General features: G+C 48.4%; 5 protein-coding genes. All 5 read left to right on the top strand.

Annotated features, from left to right (window positions below):
* Window positions 1-12 precede the first annotated feature (12 nt).
* From ACFVS2_RS05760 to edeI, 5 genes are read left to right on the top strand one after another with little or no spacing between them, the layout of a single operon-like run.
* Entirely contained in the window at window positions 13-1,176 is a 1,164-nt protein-coding gene (locus tag ACFVS2_RS05760) for a pyridoxal phosphate-dependent aminotransferase (RefSeq protein WP_390232071.1), read from the top strand.
* Window positions 1,177-1,193: 17 nt separating this feature from the next.
* Window positions 1,194-4,484, top strand: coding sequence for an edeine non-ribosomal peptide synthetase EdeL (gene edeL, locus ACFVS2_RS05755; protein WP_390232068.1), 3,291 nt, complete (start codon window positions 1,194-1,196; stop codon window positions 4,482-4,484).
* Window positions 4,485-4,517: 33 nt separating this feature from the next.
* Complete coding sequence (gene edeK / locus ACFVS2_RS05750) at window positions 4,518-8,501, top strand: edeine non-ribosomal peptide synthetase EdeK (RefSeq protein WP_390232066.1); 3,984 nt, start codon at window positions 4,518-4,520, stop codon at window positions 8,499-8,501.
* Between the two features lie 30 nt (window positions 8,502-8,531).
* Entirely contained in the window at window positions 8,532-11,222 is a 2,691-nt protein-coding gene (edeJ, locus tag ACFVS2_RS05745) for an edeine non-ribosomal peptide synthetase EdeJ (protein ID WP_390232063.1), read from the top strand.
* Window position 11,223: 1 nt separating this feature from the next.
* Window positions 11,224-19,875 (top strand): edeine biosynthesis hybrid PKS-NRPS EdeI, encoded by an 8,652-nt coding sequence (edeI, locus tag ACFVS2_RS05740; protein ID WP_390232060.1) that lies wholly within the window; start codon window positions 11,224-11,226, stop codon window positions 19,873-19,875.
* Window positions 19,876-19,880: the final 5 nt, after the last annotated feature.

Raw genomic sequence — 19,880 nt, 5'->3', positions numbered from 1 at the left:
GGGTAGGGAAATATGGAAATCAGATCCTCAATTAATTTTCACGACGAACGCTTTTTGATGTTTGTACTGGACCAGATGGCAAATGAGCTTGAGAGAAACGGTGGAGAAGCGATCCGCATGACTCTTGGGAAGTCAGAAATGCCGCTGCATCCCGAAATTATCAATTCCATGCAACAGGCATTGGGTAGCTTTGAAAAATATTCGCTCGTGTATCCAGGTGGGCTTCCGGAGCTGAAAGATAAGCTCGCGACCCACTATAAAACAAAATACGACGTGTCAATCAAACCGGAGAATTTCGTAATCAGTGTCGGTACCAGCACACTCTTCCGTAACCTGTTCTACCTCCTGCTTAAAGAGGGCGATGAAGTGTTGTTGCCACTTCCGTACTACTCGCTTTACCATTTCTGCGCGCTGCTAGTCGGTGCGAAAGTTCGTTACTACAAAATTGATATGGATACATTGAGACTTGATGTGGAGTCGTTTAAAGAGAATTTTACAGACAAGACAAAAGTGGTCGTTATCAACACGCCAGGCAACCCATTGGGAAATATTCTTACAAAAGAGGAATTGTATACGATCGACAGCATCGTAGACGGTCGTGCGGCTATTATCAATGACGAAATTTATGCGAATACCTACTTCGATGACGAGTGCGAATCCGTGATGCAGCTGAAAAATACCAAGTCTACGTTCATCACAACGGATGCATTCTCCAAAGCGTATCGGATGTATAGCAGACGTGTCGGATATGCGATCGTACCGGATGAGCTGGTGCAGCCACTGACGGTCATTCAGCACCATACACTGCTCACAGCTGACCCGGTTGTACAGTTCGGAGCAATGGCTGCGCTTGATTACCAGCATGAGGTTGATCATTTGGTCCAACTGTACAAAGGTCGTCGGGACTACACGATCGATGCTTTCCAAAATGTAGCGGATGTCCGTGCTCTGCCAGCGAGAGGCAGCTTCTACTTCACGCTTGATTGCGAAGCATTTATGAAGAGAAAAGGCATCAGCACCTCGCTTGAGTTGGCTACGCAAATTTTCGAGGCTACACATGTGGCAACCGTACCGGGTTCTGACTTTGGCATTCCGAATACACTGCGCCTCTCATACTCTGCCGCTAAGTATAACGAGGGAATTAACCGTTTGCGGGAATTTTTCACCACCACCTAAAAAGGGGAAGAGTCGCAATGAATGGACGTATGCAACTCGATCTGGATCTGAACGAGTTTAACCTGCTCACTGATAATGAAGCGAACTTGTTAACCCGAGTCAATCAGACAGACAAACCGTATCGCAACAAAGTAACAATCGCCGAACTGTTCGCCCGGCAAGCGGAAAAAACGCCTGATAGAGTCGCTGTGGTAGAGGCGGATCGAGAAAGAACATACGCAGAACTACACGCGGATGCAAACCAGCTAGCCCGTATCCTAAAAGATGCGGGTGTAGTTCCTTCGCAACTCGTAGGAATTCTCGCAGATAGGAGCTCCCGTATGGTAGCGGCGGTTCTTGCAATCCTCCAAGCAGGTGGGGGATACGTCCCGGTTGATCCGCATTATCCCCGAGCTAGAATTCGGTATCTTTTGCAGGATAGTCGCTGCAAGGTGCTTGTAACAGAAGCCATATATCTGGATGAGATCATACCGGATCTACCTGACAGCATCGAAACGATCATTTGTTTGGACGAGACTTCCTTCCATCACGAAGGATACAAGGTCTATACAGCGTCCGACATTCGCCGACAAAAGGATGAAGCGATAGCACCGGCAGGTTCAGAGGATGATGTTGCATATGTCATCTACACATCTGGTTCGACCGGTGCACCAAAGGGCGTCATGATTACGCACAAACAGGTCTTGAATACGTTGTTTTGGTTAGAGGAGACTTTTCCGCTAAGCGAGACAGACGTTGTTGCCCAAAAAACCTCGATTTCTTTTACGGACTCGGTGTGGGAATTGTTTTGGCCGCTGATGGTAGGATCAAAGCTGTCTATTTTGAAAGAGGAAGACGGGAAAGATCCGGGAGCGTTGTATGACTGGCTGCGAGAGCAACGTATAACAGTCACCCAGTTCGTTCCAGCGATGATGAATGTGTTTCTGGCTCATGTGCATTCTCGTAATGAACCAGACCCATTGCCCCATTTGAAGTGGGTATTTAATGGAGGAGAAGCACTGACGGCTAATCTGGTTCGCGAATGGAATCGACTGTTCCGTATCGCACGAATCGCCAATATTTACGGGATGACAGAATCAGCGATATACGCTTCCGTCTATCTTTGCACAGAACAGCCAGCTGAAGAATCACTTAGAATCCCTGTTGGTGTTCCCATTGCCAATACTCATATGTTCATCCTTGGACAGACGGGGGAAATTTGTCCCCCAGATGTCAAGGGCGAGATTTGCATCGGAGGAATTGGCATCACCGATGGATATTTGGGCAAGCCTGAGTTGACCGAGAAAGCTTTTACGTATCATCCCATTACTGGCGAGCGCCTTTACCGTACTGGAGATGTCGGATTGCTCAGCGAAACGGGAGTATTTGAATATCTAGGGCGGATGGACGATCAGGTTCAAGTGCGCGGCTATCGTGTGGAACTGAAAGAAGTTGAACGCGCCGTCCTTCAGCATCCTGCTGTGAATCAGGTAGCTGTATTGGCTATGACGGATCAAATGGGTATGACCGAACTAGCTTGCTACTATGTCGTGCAAAAGGACGGCGTTCAGCCAGATGGGCTTCGCGCGCACCTGCTGGAGTGGCTCCCAGGTTATATGATCCCGAGTTACTTTATGGAACTGTCCGAGATGCCGCTTACCCCGCATGGAAAGATCGATCGCAAAGCTTTGCCTGCTGTAAAGCCTGGCGTCAGTAGCGATTACGTGCCCCCGGCAAATCCGATCGAACAAAAGCTGGCTGAGTTGTGGGGTGATGTTTTACAAATTCCATCACCCGGTGTGCTTGATCATTTTGTTGGACAGGGAGGGCATTCACTGAAGGCCATTCAGCTTTTATCCAGAATGGAAAGTGACTTTCAAGTGAAGCTTTCTATGCGCGACCTGTTTGATGCCCCAACGATTCGTGGTTTGGCGAATCGGATCACAGGCAGCCTCCAAGAGATGGAGCAAAAACCGATCACCTTGCTCTCTGATCAGGAATATTACCCTGTCACGGGTGCACAAGAGCGACTTTACCTGTTGTGGCAATTGGAAGAAGATGCTACCAGCTATCATACACCGGGAGTTATGCGGATCACGGGTTCCCTTGATTCCGGGCGTCTTCAAGACGTTGCAGATCAACTCGTCGCACGACATGAGGCGCTACGCACCTCGTTTCATCTGATTGAAGGTCAGGTGAAGCAAAAAGTACACAGTGATCTGTCTGTACAAATCGAAACATGGAAAGCAGACGAGGAAACTGTGGAGAAGGAAATCGAAAGCTTTTTCCGGCCATTCGATTTAAAGCAAGCTCCCTTGCTTCGTATCGGCCTAATTGAGCTCTCATCAGAGGAGCATCTGTTGATTTTCGACATGCACCATATCATTTCAGATGGCATATCCAAGTCCATCTTGCTTGAGGAGTTTTGTAACCTCTACCAAGGACAGGAGTTGCCGGAATTGTCGGTTCAGGCCAAGGAATTCGCTTGGTGGCAAGCAGAACAAGCTGCCGAGGTCGGTTGGGCCGAGCATGAAGCCTACTGGTTGGATGCATTTTCCGGGCAGCCGCAACCGTTAGCAATCCCGACCGATTATCCTCGCCCACAAACCATGACATTTGATGGAGACGAAGTGCTGACTGAGCTGTCTAGAGAATGGCTGGAAAAACTCGACTCGTTTACCCGTGAAAGTTCTACGACGCTGTACATGCTTCTGTTGGCTGTCTATTCTGTTTTGTTATCCAAATACAGCAATCAGGAAGACATCGTCATCGGCTGCGACATGGATGGTAGACAACGTGCGGAGTTTGCCCCTGTTGTAGGAATGTTTGTTAACACCTTGGCTCTGCGAAACTGGCCGAAGAAAGAATTGACCGTCCAAGAGTATATCGGGCAGGTACGTCAAAACGTGCTAAGCGGTTTTGAGCATGGAGACTATCCATTCGATCAACTCGTAAGCCAGATTCAATTCCCTCGCGATCCAGCAAGGAACCCGTTGTTTGACGCCATGCTGACCCTGCATCATGCAGCGGAGCAGCAAAAGGTCCGTCTCGATCAAATCGAGTTTGCTCCGTACGAGTTCAGACGCAAAGCTGCCATGCTCGATCTGGCTTTGGAAGTGGTTAAGGCTGAGGATCACATGTGCATGCACTGGCAATATAACACGAACCTGTATCAAAGAAGAACAATCGAGAAGATGGCTCAAGACTTTGTCATTCTTCTGGAGCAAATGGTAGTCCACCCGAACCTAACCATCGGACAACTTCAGATCGGTCATGGAGTAGTACAGGTAGCACAGGGACAAGTGGACGACGATGACTTTGCTTTTTAAGAAATACATGACGGACAGAAAAGAGGGATTGGCTTGACAACGATAACTGCACAAAACATCTTGCTGGCCAGTGGGCAGTTTGATCGCGAAAAAGACTATTGGATGGAGAACCTCTCTCGAGAATTTCATTCACTTGACCTTCCAACAGACTCTCGGGCCTCGTTTCAGCGTCAGTCTGAGCTTCGTGAGCTGACCATCGTGTTTCCGGACGAACTGAGCAAGGCGCTGATTCATTTGAGCAATGGCTCGGATCAACGTTTGTTCATGGCTTTGCTGAGTGGATTTGGCATCTTGTTGTCCAAATACACGGGACATCAGGACATATGCGTTGGAACGGCTATCTTTCGTCAAACTGAGCCGGGTGAGTTTTTGAACAAGTTACTGCCCTTGCGTCATCAGGTACTCCCGGAATGGAGCATCAAGGAGCTGCTGCAAGAAATTCGGCAGACCTTAAAGGCCGCTGTGGAACATCAGAACTACCCAATCTTGCGGTTGATCGAGGAACTGCAGGTACCGCAGCAGGGGAACAGCACACCGTTTTTTGAGGCGACTTGCTTATTGGACGTCCTTCATGATCAGGACAGCCTAGAACAAGTTTCGAGCGAGTTGCAGCTCCTCTTTTCTAAAAAGGAAAACTCGCTCGAATTACTCGTGCGTTACGTGGGGCAAAGATACCAACGCCCCATGATGGAACGGATGATGGAGCATTTGGTCCGTATCTATCAGGTTATCGTAACGCAACCTGATCAGAAGATCGCGGAGATAGCGTTCTTATCTGAGGAAGAGGTTCGGGAGCTAGTTCTTTCATTCAACGACAACCGGGTTGATTTTCCGCGCGATCAGAGCTTTGATCGCCTCTTTGAGGAGCAGGTAAAAAAGACTCCTCATCGCAAAGCAGTGACAGACGGAAAAACAACCTTAACCTATCAGGAATTAAACGAGCGATCCAATCGACTCGCGCGCCATTTTATCCAGCAAGGATTACGACCTGGCACAAAAATCGGTATTTATATGAAGCGTAACGTGGATACGCTTGTTGCGATTCTTGCAGTGTTCAAGGCGGGGGGAGCCTACGTACCGATTGATCCAGACTATCCGCAGCATCGGATTTTGTACATCGTGCAGAAGAGCGAGATTGCAGGGCTAATAACTCAGCCTGACTTGCTAGATGGATTGGAGTCGATTCAAGCATCCTCACCTGAGCTGAAGTATCTCTATGTCTTTGGTCAATCCGATCAATCCGTAGAGTCACTATCGGGAGAGGACATCGATCGGGAGAGTGCGGGAACAGACTTGGCTTACATCATTTTCACATCGGGCACGACAGGACAACCAAAAGGCGTAATGGTGCACCATCGTGGAATGATTAACCACATTTTCGCTAAAATCAACGACCTATCCCTCTGCGAGGATGATCTTGTCGCACAAACGGCTTCTCTTTGCTTTGATATTTCTGTTTGGCAATATCTGGCTGTTTTGCTGGTGGGTGGCTCTGTGCAAGCGGTCGATACAGAGACCGTAATGGATACGCAGGCCCTTCATAACGTGCTGCGTTCCAACCGCGTTACCGTAGCGGAAGTGGTGCCATCTCTGCTCTCCGTGCTGCTTGATCTCGTTCAAGAATGGCCCGACTCCGAACGCAGCTTTCCTGATCTGCGGTGGATGGCAGTGACAGGAGAGGAGTTGCCTGCCCCTCTGGTACGACGCTGGTTTGCCTGCTATTCGGAAATTCCATTGGTGAATATGTACGGGCCAACGGAAGCATCCGATGATATTACCCACCACATTATTCGGGAAATGCCTAGCGATCAGCAGATTGTGGTTCCCATCGGCATACCGATCCAGAACACTCATATTTACATACTCGATCAAAATCAGTGTATCTGCCCACGAGGCGTAAAAGGAGAAGTAGGTGTGGCTGGTCCGGGGGTTGGATACGGCTACTACAAAGATGAGGAACGGACGCAAAAAGTTTTTGTAGCAAATCCGTATGCCAGCTGGGTAGAAGACCCTGACTACCAAGTCCTTTACCGAACGGGTGATGTAGGCCGGATCACGGAGGACGGATATATTGAGTACTTCGGGAGAATGGACAATCAAGTCAAGATTCGGGGTTACCGAATCGAATTGAGTGAGATTGAACAGGTTATGCGCAGACATCCTGCGGTCAAGGATGCAGTGGTCTTGGCGCTTTCAGAGGAAACCGGTGCAAAGTACTTATGTGCCTATGTCGTTCCCTTGGAGGAGTTTTCCGCCAGAGATGTGCGTGATTATCTGTTTACTGTGCTTCCGGAATACATGGTGCCGATGCACTATGTAAAACAAAACGTATTGCCACTTACCCCTAACGGAAAAGTGGACAGAGGGGCTTTACCGAAGCCTGGCATACAAGATCGGGTAGACACATCGATTTTTGTGTCAGCGACAACCGAGACGGAAAAAGCTCTCACCCACATCTGGGCGCATGTGTTGCAGCTCGATCCAAACACAATCAGCGCTCGGGACAATTTCTTCGCTCTAGGGGGACACTCGTTAAAAATCAACGCAGTAGCTACCCAGGTTGCACAGCAGTTTGGCGTACAGCTTCCACTGCGAACCATGTTTAATCACCCAACTATTCATGAGCTTGGTAAGGTGATTGATGGAGCAGACAAGACGATTATGAAAAGACGTTTCCCAGTCGAAGCCAGATCGTACTATCCTGTTACGCCAGCCCAGCGCAAGTTCTTTATTCTTCAACAGTTGAATCCGGCTGACACAAGTCTTCATATTACGGCTGCCCGTTTCATCGAGGGTGATTTGAGCCGTGAGAAGGTAGAACTTGCTTTTCAGGCATTGATTGACCGCCATGAATCTCTTCGTACCTCGTTTGATTATATAGATGGGCAAGTGGTTCAAATTGTACATGATTCGCTAGTCTTCCGTTTGGAAGTGGGCGAAGCAAGTGCAGAGCAGTTGGAGGCCAGCTTGGCAACGTTTGTACGGCCATTCGACTTGCGTCAAGCGCCCTTACTGCGTGCAGGGCTAATCCGGATTGAACCGGAAAAGCATCTCTTGTTGTTCGACATGCACCATATCGTTTCAGACGGTGTGTCCATGGATATTCTTGTAGAGGACTTTGTTCGTCTCTATGCAGGCGTGACACTTTCTACATTGGAAGTTCAGCAAAAAGAGTTTGCTGTATGGCAGGAATCTGCACTTGAGTCAGGAGAGCTTCAAGCTGACTATTGGGCAGACTTGTTTACCAGCCCGGCTCCACTTCTATCGATTCCGACTGATTACGAAAGGCCAGAATCTCTTACGTTTCCTGGTGCGACGATTGAGTTCGAGATATCGACAGAGGAGAGGCAGCGGTTACAGGAGCTGGCAGCGCAGGAACATGCGACACTTTACATGGTGCTGTTGTCGGTATACAACATCTTGCTTGCAAAATACAGCGGTCAAGAGGATGTTGTTGTCGGAACTCCAGTAGCTGGGCGTAAATTTGCAGAGTTTGATGAAGTAATTGGGATGTTTATCAACACCATTCCCCTACGCAATTATCCAAAAGGCGAGAAAGCCTATAGGGAGTTTCTTGCGGAGGTCCGCGAGCATACGCTAGCTTCTTTTGAACAAGCGGATTACCCAATTGATCTGTTTGTCCAGACTCTTGGTCTTGAGCCAAATACAGGTCGTCAGCCCCTTTTTGATACGATCTTCGTCCTGCAAAACATGGACAATCCGGAAGGGGAACTGGAGCTTGAAGACATGATCGTTAAAAACTATCCACTGCAAAACAACACGGCTAAACTTGACCTTCATCTGTCGGCTTATCCTGTTTTTGACAGACTTACATGTAAGCTGGATTACCGTAGTGACCTGTTCCGAAGAGAAACGATGGAGCAGTTTGTGAGTGACTTCAAAAGCTTGTTGCAGCAGGTGATGGAAGATCCCCAGCGCCTCCTGCAGGACTTTGAATTGACCCGTGAGGTAGCCCTTATTCAAGCACAGGGTGTCGATTGGGATTTTGAATTTTAGAGCAAGCGGTGAGTAAGAGGGGGAGGGCATATGGAGACTACTATTTCGCAAAACATTCTGCTAACCAGTCGGAAATTTAGCCGAGAGGAGCAGTACTGGCATAAGAAGTTACAGGGGGAGTGGACGCTCTCCCTCCTTCCAACCGAAGGGACGGAGAAGGAAGGCGATGGGGTGGAGGGGACAAAAGAAATATCTTTTGTCTTTCCAGAGGATTTAAACGCTACCGTTACGGCCCATTGCGATCATCATCCGATGAAGCTCTACCTGTTCCTTCTGTCGACGTTTCAAATCATGCTGAATCGGTATAAGCAGACAGACGACATGATCATTCTCACGCCCGTCTTTCAGAATCCGCTTCCCCCTAATGCTTGGAATCGGGTGCTGCCGCTGCGTGTACGGATGCATCAAGAAGCTACTTTTGCAGAAGTGGCGAAAGAGGGTAAGCAGCTGGTCAAAGAGGCAATGGAGCATCAGAACTATCCGTTTTCGCAAATGATGCAATGGCTTGATCTATCCGACACCGATCTGACGACACTGCTAGATACTGCCTTCGTACTAGAAAACATGCAAGATATTGCTGCTTTAGAAGGCCTGTCCCTGCAAGTGGTATTTGCATTCAAGCAAACAGAAGATGGAATTACCGGACGCGTACGGTATGCGGGCGAGCAGTTCCAAGAGTCTGTCATCGAACGGATGATCGGCCATTATCTACAAATTCTTCGTGAAGTGGTCGTCGATCCTAAGCGATTGGTTCACACAATCGATATGTTGACAGAGGCGGAGCGGACTGATCTGTTGTATACCCGCAATCAAACGGACATTTCTCATTCTGCTCCAAAGCCGATCCATCAACTGATCGAGGAACAGGCAGCGCGTACGCCTCATCTAACAGCGGCTGTGTTTGGCAACAAAAACCTTACCTACGCTCAACTAAATGGCAAAGCCAATTATCTAGCGCGTATGTTGAAGGACAGCGGCATTGGAAGAGGAAGCAATGTTCCCGTCTTGATGAATCGTAGCTTGAATTTGGTCATTTCCCTGCTAGCTGTGATGAAAACAGGTGCGGCCTTTGTCCCACTAGACGTGCAAAGTCCGAACGAAAGGAAAAAGCAGCTACTGGATGAATTGGATTGTCCGGTGACGCTGATCGGACCAGAAATACGACAGGAACCGTCATTTGTGCAATTGACACGTGCTGTAATCGTCGATGCGGATGATATCCGGGAAGAAGAGGACTTGAAAATTCAGGTAGATGTGGACGATCCGATCTATGTGATCTATACATCTGGTTCTACCGGCAAACCAAAAGGAGCAGTCGTTCCTCATATCGGTATTTTCAATCGGTTTCGCTGGATGGATGAACACTACGGTTGTACGGAACAGGATGCCATTTTCCAGACGACTCCTCATCACTATGACAGTTCGGTCTGGCAACTTTTCTGGCCGCTCCTGCATGGTGGCCGTACGGTATTGCCGATTCCTGAATTTGAGATGACGCTCGATCAAGTGTTGCACGCCATTTCAACCTATCAGATTACGATTACGGACTTTGTGCCGTCGGTCTTCAACCTGCTGGTGGATCAAATGGAAACACGGATGGACATACAGGATTCACTTTCTTCGATTCGCCACCTGATCTTGGGAGGAGAGGAAATTACGGCTCACACCGTGCATCTGTTTCTTCAGCGGTTTCCCCACGTTCGTATCACGAATCTGTACGGCCCGACGGAGACCTCTATTGGTGTCATCTACTTTGAGATCGACCATACCCATCAAGGACCGATACCGATCGGAAAGCCGATAGCCAATACGAAAATTTTGCTGCTGGATTCAAATCGCAAACTTGTTCCGGCTGGACAACAAGGGGAGATTTACATAACGGGATTGTGCTTGGGGCATGGTTACTTGCACGATCCTGAGAAAACAGCAGTCAGCTTTGTTGACAACCCTTATCCGGAAATTGGTTATCAAAAGCTTTACCGGACAGGTGACCTTGGGCGTTATCTGCCGAGTGGCAATATCAAGTTCTGTGGTCGCATCGATCATCAAGTAAAAGTACGTGGGCACCGAATTGAGCTGGGCGAGATTGATGAGGTTCTATTGTCCCACCCGCTAGTAAAAGAATGTGCCGTGCTATTTCAAGAAGAGAAGGCTCGCTTGTGCGCTTACTACGTATCGAATGCTCAGGAATTGACTGCAAGTGACTTGCGTGGTTATCTCAGCGAACGGCTTCCCGATCACATGATCCCTTCCTTTTTTGTCAGCATTGAAAAAATGCCTTTGACAGCAGGGGGCAAGATCAATCGTAAGCTACTGCCTGAAGTGGATGAGCAACAGGCGTCCGATGCAGAATATGTAGCTCCACGAAACGAGAATGAAGAACAGCTGGTTACCATCTGGAAAGAAATCTTGGGGATCGAAAAAGTGGGGGTACACGACAGCTTTTTCCAGCTGGGAGGGAATTCCCTGCTGTTGCTTAAAATGCATGCGCAAATTGTAAAACAAGTGGATAGCGAGATTAGCGTCGCGCATTTGTTTTCCTACTATACGATTGCCATGTTTGTAGATTTTCTCGAACAAAGAAAACAGGATCAGTTTGCATCGATGGAAGATCAAAGCGATGATGATGAATCCCTTCTGGAATTGCTGAGGGAGGTCAAGGAGGGAGTTCTCTCCGTAGACAAGGGTGCCGAACTGATCGACAAAAGGAAGGGGAATTAGGATGAGTTTGCTAAAAAAATACATCTTGGAGCAAGTGGCAGCTCATCGATTGCAAGAGAAGGAAGCACTTCCTTTGCTGAAGGAACTGTCCTCTGCCACCGTAAATACACGCCAAGATATCGCGATCATCGGTATGGCTTGTCGTTTTCCCGGAGCCAGCAGCCTCGAAGAATACTGGAACAATTTGCAACAGGGGCACGATTCAATCAGTGATATCCCTGCTGCAAGGCGTCCGGATGTCGAGCGGGTAGCGAGAGAATTTTTAAACGACACAGATTTTAAGTATGAGCGGATGGGGTATCTCGATCACGTAGACTTATTTGATCATGCGTTTTTCGAGATATCACCTGCAGAGGCTCGAACCATGGATCCTTATCAGCGGATGTTTCTCGAGTTGGCATGGGAAACATTTGAACATGCCGGGTATAGCGAGAAGATGATCAGCGGTTCTCCTACAGGCGTATTTCTGGGATATTGTGACAATGAATCACAATACCAGCGTGTGCTGAAGAACGTTGATTCGTCCTCGCTGGCTGGCAACGTTGCAGCAATTATCGCTTCGCGAATTTCCTATTTGCTGAATCTGTCAGGTCCGAGCCAACTGATTAATACATCTTGCTCTTCCTCCTTGGTCGCTCTGCACCAAGCATGTCAAGCCATTGGAAATAACGATTGTCGAATGGCTCTCGTAGGCGGAGTTAACCTTTCCCTGTTTCCGATTCAACAAGATACTGACTTTGGCATCGTTTCTGTAGATCGCAAAACCAAAGCTTTTGATGACTTTGCTGATGGAACAGTATGGGGAGAAGGTCTTGGCGCTGTTCTTTTGAAATCCTACGATCAAGCAGTCAAGGACAACGACTATATCCATGCCGTGATCAAAAGCACAGCGGTCAATTGTGATGGCCGTTCTACCAGTATTACAGCGCCCAATGCGATTTCCCAGTCTGCTTTGTTGCGAACAACATGGGAGCGGGCGCGAATCAATCCGGAGAGCATCTCCTATATTGAGGCACATGGAACAGGGACAAGACTAGGCGACCCTGTAGAGATTGAAGGGATCATGCATGCCTTTCAGAAAGTTTCAAAACGTAAGCAATTTTGCGCAATAGGCTCGGTCAAAAGCAATATCGGGCACACGATAGCGGCATCAGGTCTGGCTGGAATCATTAAGACGGCTCTGATGATGAAGCATCGTCAGATTCCGCCGACGCTGCATGTGAAACGGCCGAATACCTTAATTCCTTTTATCGATTCACCTGTTTATATAAATGATGTACTAAAGGCTTGGGATGTAGAGGCGGACCAACCTGTGAGGAGAGCTGGGGTAAGTGCATTCGGCTTGAGCGGGACAAACGCCCACGTCATATTGGAAGAGCCTAAGCGTGAGGCGACACCCGTTTCAGAATCTGGCGATTACCTCATTACGTTATCTGCCAAAACAAGTGAGTCACTATGGGATTTGCTCGAGAAATACCAAGCATTTTTATCAGCGTCTTCTGACCAATCCCTTCTTGATATGTGTGCAACTGCCAATACGGGGCGCGGACACTATCGATATCGGCTTGCCTTCATTATCAACAGCAAAGAGGACTTTTTGCAGAAGATCCATCGCTTGTGCGCGGGAGAACGGATGGAGGACGGTGCTCCGCTTATTGATGGGAACCAGGTGTTCTACGGGGTATTGAATTCCCGTGGGGAAGGTTCATTGCCGATCAGCATGCAAATAGACAGCTCTAACCCAGTAGAAATGGCAAAACAGTACGTGCGAGGGGTGCCTATCAATTGGCTTGAATACTACCGTCCAGTCAAATGGAAAAAGGTACCTTTGCCAACTTATTCCTTTGCCAAAAACCGTCACTGGGTGCAATCGGATCAACCTGCAAACGACACGGTTGCGGGGTCCGCTACTGTAGCATCTGAGGCGGCACATGAGAACGAAACAGCTGATGTTCATAAAATTGCTTCCACCTTCTTTACTTTTGGGGAAACGTTACTGAATCAGGTGAATGTCCAAAAGCAAACGGGCTTGGAAGAGGATGAGACTTTTTATTCCGGCTTGTCATCGCTTGAATGCTTCAATCAACTGGGCGTTTTCCATAAGCAGGTTCAAACGTATTCGTTGGAAGAATTGCGTGAAGCTGTAGGGCTTGATGAAAGAAATGAGCATCTTTTCCAACTCATGCTCGGACTCGTCGTTCAAGCGGCCCTTGTTGAACAAGTTGCAGGAACCTATCGACTTGCTGCTCAAGCAGAGGGTCTTGATGCGGAAACGTTTTATCAGGATTGTCTGGATCGCTATCCGAATGAGCGAGATACGTTCACCCAATTAAAAGCGTGCTTTGCCCATTACTCAACTATCATGACAGGGCAGACCGTACTTGTGTCGAACGGTACCTCTGACTTTTTCAAGTCGTATGCGGATCGCATTACTCTTGGAAACCCTTCTGGACTTATGGCTGTGGAAACAATTGTTCAATACATCCATTCGTTTGACCGTCCTGTTCGAATTCTGGAGCTCGGAGGCGGTTCAAGCAGTCTTACTCGCTTATTGCTGCCGAAGATTGAGAAACAAGATGTCACCTATCTGTTTACGGATGGTGCGCAATCGTCTCTCGTAGAGGTAGAAAAAGAGTTCCAAGAAGTGTACCCGTTTGTACAATTCCGCCTGTTCAACATGGAGCAGGCCCCAGCCGAGCAAGGCTTCGATTTACATGCGTACGATGTGATTATCGCGAATAACGCTATTCACAAGGCGAAGGATGTTCGGGCATCCTTATCGATTTTGCATCAGTTGCTTGCAGAGCAGGGCGTGCTGTTCGCGATCGAGCTCGTGAAAAATCGTTCAACGGCAATTGTGATCGGGGGGCTTGCCGCAGACTGGTGGCAGCACGAAGATACCGATTTGCGACAGCAAGCCAGACTGATGGATGCCTCACGTTGGGAAAAGGCGCTTCGGGATACGAACTATCAATCGGTTGCCATTTATCCGTCGTCAACAGCGCTGCTTGATCTTTCTGATTCAGCCTTATTGATCGGACACTCAGCGTATACGCCACAAGAGTATCGAGAGTGGCTCTACCAGATCAATTGGCAAACGAAAGAGCTGACAACCAATCATCAGACCCAGCGTCCAGGAATCTGGCTGGTGTTTCAAGATGAAGGCGGTGTAGGAGAAACGCTTGCTGACGCGATGACATCGGACGGACATGAAGTGTTCAGACTTCGCAGTGGTGAGGCTTTTGCCTCCGTCTCTTCCCACGAGTTTATCCTAGATCCCAACCAGCCGGCAGATCTGCGGCGTGTGTTCGAGAGACTCGGGGACAAAAAGGAAAAGCTGACTGGGATTATCCACTTATGGAGCTTGACCTCAGGCGCCCAAAAGCCAAATGACCTCGGACAGCTAGAAGCCCTTGAGTCAGCGCAACATCTGGGAGTGTACAGTCTGTTTCATTTGACACAAGCGTTGCTTGAGCTGGATCTGAAGCAGGTGCTTGATTTACGGATCGTCTCAAACTACGCACAGGCAGTAGATGAGAACGGACCTGTTTATCCAGAAAAAGCTCCTTTGTTCGGTCTAGCCAAGGTTATCTCGCAAGAAAATCCAAAACTGCAGTGTTTTAGCCTAGATCTCGCAACAGAGGGGCGTTCAACATCGCAGTTAGCTGGTCAGCTTCTAGCGGAAATTCGCTGCAATCGAGATGACACTTTGGTTGCCTATAGAGGAAATCGCATCGTACCAGAAATGAATCGCAGCGATATCGATAAAATTCCGAAACGGCTTGTAGAGATACGTGAAAATGGCGTTTACTTGATCGCCGGAGGTACAGGAAAACTGGGCCTGGCATTTAGTAAGCATCTGGCTGCTCAAAAAAATGTGACGCTCGTGCTGATTAATCGTTCTCCACTTCCATCTAACCACGAGTGGCAAGAGCGTTTACAGCATCCAGACTGCAATGGTGCTGAGGCACGAAAGCTGAAAGCACTGCTTGAGCTAGAGGAAATGGGAGCGCAGGTAGTCTGCTACGCAGCCGATGTGTCTGACCGTCAGCAGATGGAGGATATTTCCGCGCAAGTCCGTGCTCGTTACGGACCGATCAACGGCATTATCCAATCCGCGGCGCATATCACCTTCGAGACGATTCAGACGAAGAAGTTTTCCCATTTTCAAAATGGCTTGAAAGCGAAGATGGCGGGCACAGTCATTCTGGATCAGATAGCTGAACCGGAGCACTTGGATTTCTTTGTAATCTTTTCATCGCTTGCTTCGATTTGGGGTGGAGCGACTGGAAGTGACTATGTCTCGTCCAACTGCTTCCTGGATGCCTATAGTGCAGCTCGGAATCGAACGGGAAAACCAACGATAGCTTTGAACTGGTATGCGTTTGAAGGCATAACAGGTCCTGGTTTTATCGGATACATGCCGATGGATGGAGCAATTCAAGCCTTTGATGCATCGCTGTCTTGCCAAACTGAACACCTGATCATTGGACAATTTGATTTGCAAGTGCTGAAGGAATGGGCACCGTCTCTGAAAGTAAAGCTCGGAGATACGATCTTCGCAAACGGAAAGTCTCATAAAGAACGCGAAGCACCATCCACAGTGATCATGCAAAACCGAGTTGCTTTGTCTGGCAGGGAGGAAGGCGATCGCTACACTTTGTTGGAGCAAGCCTTAGGACAGATTTGGTCCGATGTGTTAGGTTACACCGAATTGAGCATCGACGACGACTTTTTCAGGCTGGGTGGCGATTCTCTTTTGGCAATCGGTATCGTTTCCCGTGTCTCCAAGCAGATGCAAAAAGAGATTACGATCACCGACCTATTTCAAACACCGACGATCCGTCAATTAGCTGTATTGATGGCTCCGAATGAAGAAACAGCTGTGTCAGCGATCCCTGTAGCAGAGCATCGGGAAGCGTACCCCGCCACCTCGTCTCAGCAGAGAATTTATGTGCTGGAACAAATGCAGGAAGGGGCAGTTGCCTACAACATCCCAACAATCATGATGCTTGAAGGTGAGCTGGATAGAGAGGCTTTCGAACGTGCATTTGTCTCGCTGGTGCAGCGACATGAGTCGTTGCGCACCTCATTTTCCATCGTAGATGGAGTTTTGATGCAAACGGTTCAGCCGAGCGTAGATTTTACGTTGGCGTATAGTGAAGTCGACGAGAACGAGGCCAAGAGAACGGTCGAACAATTTATTCAACCATTCAACTTATCAAAAGCACCGCTTGTACGCGGTATGCTCATTCGCATGGATGTCAACAAACACTTGTTGCTGTTTGACATGCATCACATTATTTCCGATGGTGTGTCCATCAACATTTTGATCCGCGAGTTCTTCCAATTGTATCAGGGACTCGAGTTGCCCGAGCTGCGGATTCAATATAAAGACTACAGTGTGTGGCAATCAGAGCAGCTGGGTAATGGGGTATTGGCCGCTCAGGAGAAATTCTGGCTAAAAGAGCTGGATGGAGAACTTCCTGTGCTTAATCTGCCTACGGACCACCCTCGACCGTCCGTCCAGAGCTTTGAAGGAGATGTCCTGACCTTTGAGATTCCTCAAGAGAGGACACAGAAGATACTGGCACTGGCAAAAAACAATGGTTCAACCTTGTATATGACGCTACTGGGAGCGCTCACCATTATGCTGTCGAAATACGCTGGCGAAGAAGACATTATCATTGGATCGCCAGTGGCTGGCCGTCATCATGCAGACCTGGAAAATATCGTGGGTGTCTTTTTGAACACACTGGCGATGAGAAACTTCCCGCGAAGTGATCGAACTGTGGCGGATTTCCTTCAGGAAGTAAAAGAACGGGCACTGGCGGCGCTCTCTCATGCCGACTATCCGTTCGAAATGCTGGTGGATCGTCTGACGCTGCCAAAAGATACGGCGCGCAACCCACTGTTTGATGTGATGTTCATTCTGCAAAATACCGGCGATGCGAAGGGAAGCATGAGTGCAAATGGCCTGACGCTCTCTCCTTATCCATTTGAACAGCGCTCTGCCCAGTTTGATCTGACCTTTGACATCATTGAGCGAGAACAGCGCCTGATTGTCGATATCGAATACAGCAACAAGCTGTTCAGCAAAGAGACGATTGCGTCGATGTCTACACATTTCCAGAAGATTCTGGAGCAGATGGTGGAAGATCCTAAACAGTTGATCGGCAAGATGTCCATGCTGGCAGCAGAAGAACGCTTGCTGCTGATTGAGCAATGGAATGACACGAGCTTGGAATACTCTCGTGAAAAAACAGTCGTCCAGCTCTTTGAAGAAGTAGCGGCAAAACAGCCGAACGCGTTAGCTGTAACATGCGGAGATGAGAAAGTCACTTATGCGGAATTAAATAAGCGAGCAAACCAAGTAGCCCGTTTGATCAAGCAACATGACGTCACTGCTGATACTTGCGTGGGTCTTTTGACGAATCGCTCTGTAGAAATGATGGTCGGACTCTTGGCGATCTTGAAAGCAGGTGCTGCATTTGTTCCGATTGATCCGCACTATCCAGAAGAACGCATTTCCTATGTTTTGGAAAACAGCATGACTCGCCTCGTCTTAACCCACGATTCTCTGGCAGAGAAGCAGTGGGGAAGTGTTGTCCGAGTGGATGTAAATGATTCTCGGGTGGAGATGCAAGATCACTCCAATCTTCCGCCACAGGCTACACCTGGCGATCTCGCCTATGTCATTTACACATCGGGTTCTACAGGCAAGCCTAAAGGCGTTATGGTTGAGCACGGCAATTTGATGAGCTTCTGCTCAGGGATCGGGAAACATATCGATTTTGCCAGCGCAGACAAAATGTTGGCTGTGACGACGATTTCGTTTGATATTTTTCTGCTTGAAACGATTGTACCGCTGACGAAAGGGATGACAGTGGTCATTGCAACCGAGCAGCAGCAAGCCGACCCGCAGGTGCTCAAGGAGTTGATTTTGCAGAAAGAAATCACTTTCCTTCAACTGACTCCATCCCGTCTACAGCTCATGCTGGAAGAGAAGAGCAACTTGCACGCACTTGACTGCCTGAAAGCGATCCTGCTTGGAGGAGAAGCCCTTTCATCATCTTTGTTCCAACGGCTTCGCACACAGACCAAGGCAAGACTTTACAATCTGTACGGTCCAACTGAAACAACGATCTGGTCTACGGTTCAGGACTTGACCGAGGCAGAAGAAGTAACGATTGGCGCGCCGTTGCCCAATACACAAGTCTACATCCTTGATGAGCATCTACAAGTGCAGCCGATGAAGATCACTGGCGATCTTTACATTGCAGGGGATGGGGTAACGAGAGGTTACTTCGGTCAGCCAACTCTGACGGATGAGCGCTATATCCCTAATCCGTTTAAACCTGGTCAACGTATGTACAAAACAGGTGATCTCGCGAGATGGCTGCCGGACGGACGTGTTGAATATGTGGGACGATCCGACTTTCAGTGCAAAGTACGCGGTTATCGGATCGAATTGGGTGAGATTGAAAGTGCTCTTTGTCAGCACCCGGATATTACGGAAGCGGTGGTCAGTGTGCGAGATACTGCCAGCAATCCTTACCTGTCTGCGTACTATATGGCAGAGCGAACGTTGGACAGTGATGAATTGCGAGCCATGCTGAGCAGAAGCTTACCCGATTACATGATTCCGCATTTCTATACGCATATGAGTATGTGGCCGCTGACACCAAACGGAAAACTAGATCGCAAATCATTGCCAGAGCCTGATTCACTCCAAGACAAGCACACCGAATATCAAGCCCCGGCTACCAGACTGGAAGAACAGGTGGCGGGCATCTGGCGGGAAGTGCTTAAGCGTGAAACGGTCGGTATGCAGGATAACTTCTTCCAAATAGGCGGTACTTCGCTTTTACTGGTGCAAGTACATGCCAAGCTTGAACAGCTTTACCCTGGACGGGTTCGAATTGCCGATTTGTTTGCTCATCCTACACTGTTCAGTCTTACCAAATTTTTGAAGAATGCCGCTTTAGATATAGCAGATGAACAAGAGGAAACCGATCCAACCACTTATTGGTTGAAGGAGCTGGATCGTGTCTCGCTTATAGAGTTGCCACCTCAGTATTGGACAAATGGAGAAGCGAATGCGGACACGAACTGGGTTCAATTCTCACTTACTGATGAACTGTTTGAAAATGTGCAGCAGGTAAGTCAAATGGAAGATGTTGAGGTAATAGACGTTCTGCATTCGATGTATCTATACCTCATGGCGGAATTGACAGAACAGCAGGATCTTTATATGGAAGTGGCTGTCGCCAAGGGGCTGCAGATGAATGCCTATCCATTCCGGGTGAACATGTTAGAGGTCAACACCTTCTTCGATCTATTCAAGCAGGTGCAGCAGAAACGACAGCTCATTGAGAAAATGACGGGGGAAGCCTCGGTGTGGCTAAAAAAATTACGGACGGATCGCGACGATGGAACCATTATTCCATTCTTCGGCAGTGTCAATGAGTTTACAGATGCATCGTTCACACACCATGAACATGAGCTAACCTTCTGGATCAAGGAAGGAAAAGACGTGATAGATATCGTGTGTGCATTCGACCCTGATTGCCTCCGGGCAGAAAAAGTCACGGAGATGACTCAGGATTACCAGCAATTGCTCAGGATGCTAGTGAATGAATACATGACGTAGAGAAG

The organism is Brevibacillus sp. NPDC058079 (assembly GCF_042885155.1).
GTDB lineage: Bacteria > Bacillota > Bacilli > Brevibacillales > Brevibacillaceae > Brevibacillus.
This window is presented reverse-complemented; position numbering and strand designations above follow the sequence as displayed.

Bases quoted from the DNA above. Each gene is read 5' to 3' on its own strand.
- ACFVS2_RS05760 (WP_390232071.1), top strand. From the start codon at position 13: ATGGAAATCAGATCCTCAATTAATTTTCACGACGAACGCTTTTTGATG.
- edeL (WP_390232068.1), top strand. From the start codon at position 1,194: ATGAATGGACGTATGCAACTCGATCTGGATCTGAACGAGTTTAACCTG.
- edeJ (WP_390232063.1), top strand. From the start codon at position 8,532: ATGGAGACTACTATTTCGCAAAACATTCTGCTAACCAGTCGGAAATTT.
- edeI (WP_390232060.1), top strand. From the start codon at position 11,224: ATGAGTTTGCTAAAAAAATACATCTTGGAGCAAGTGGCAGCTCATCGA.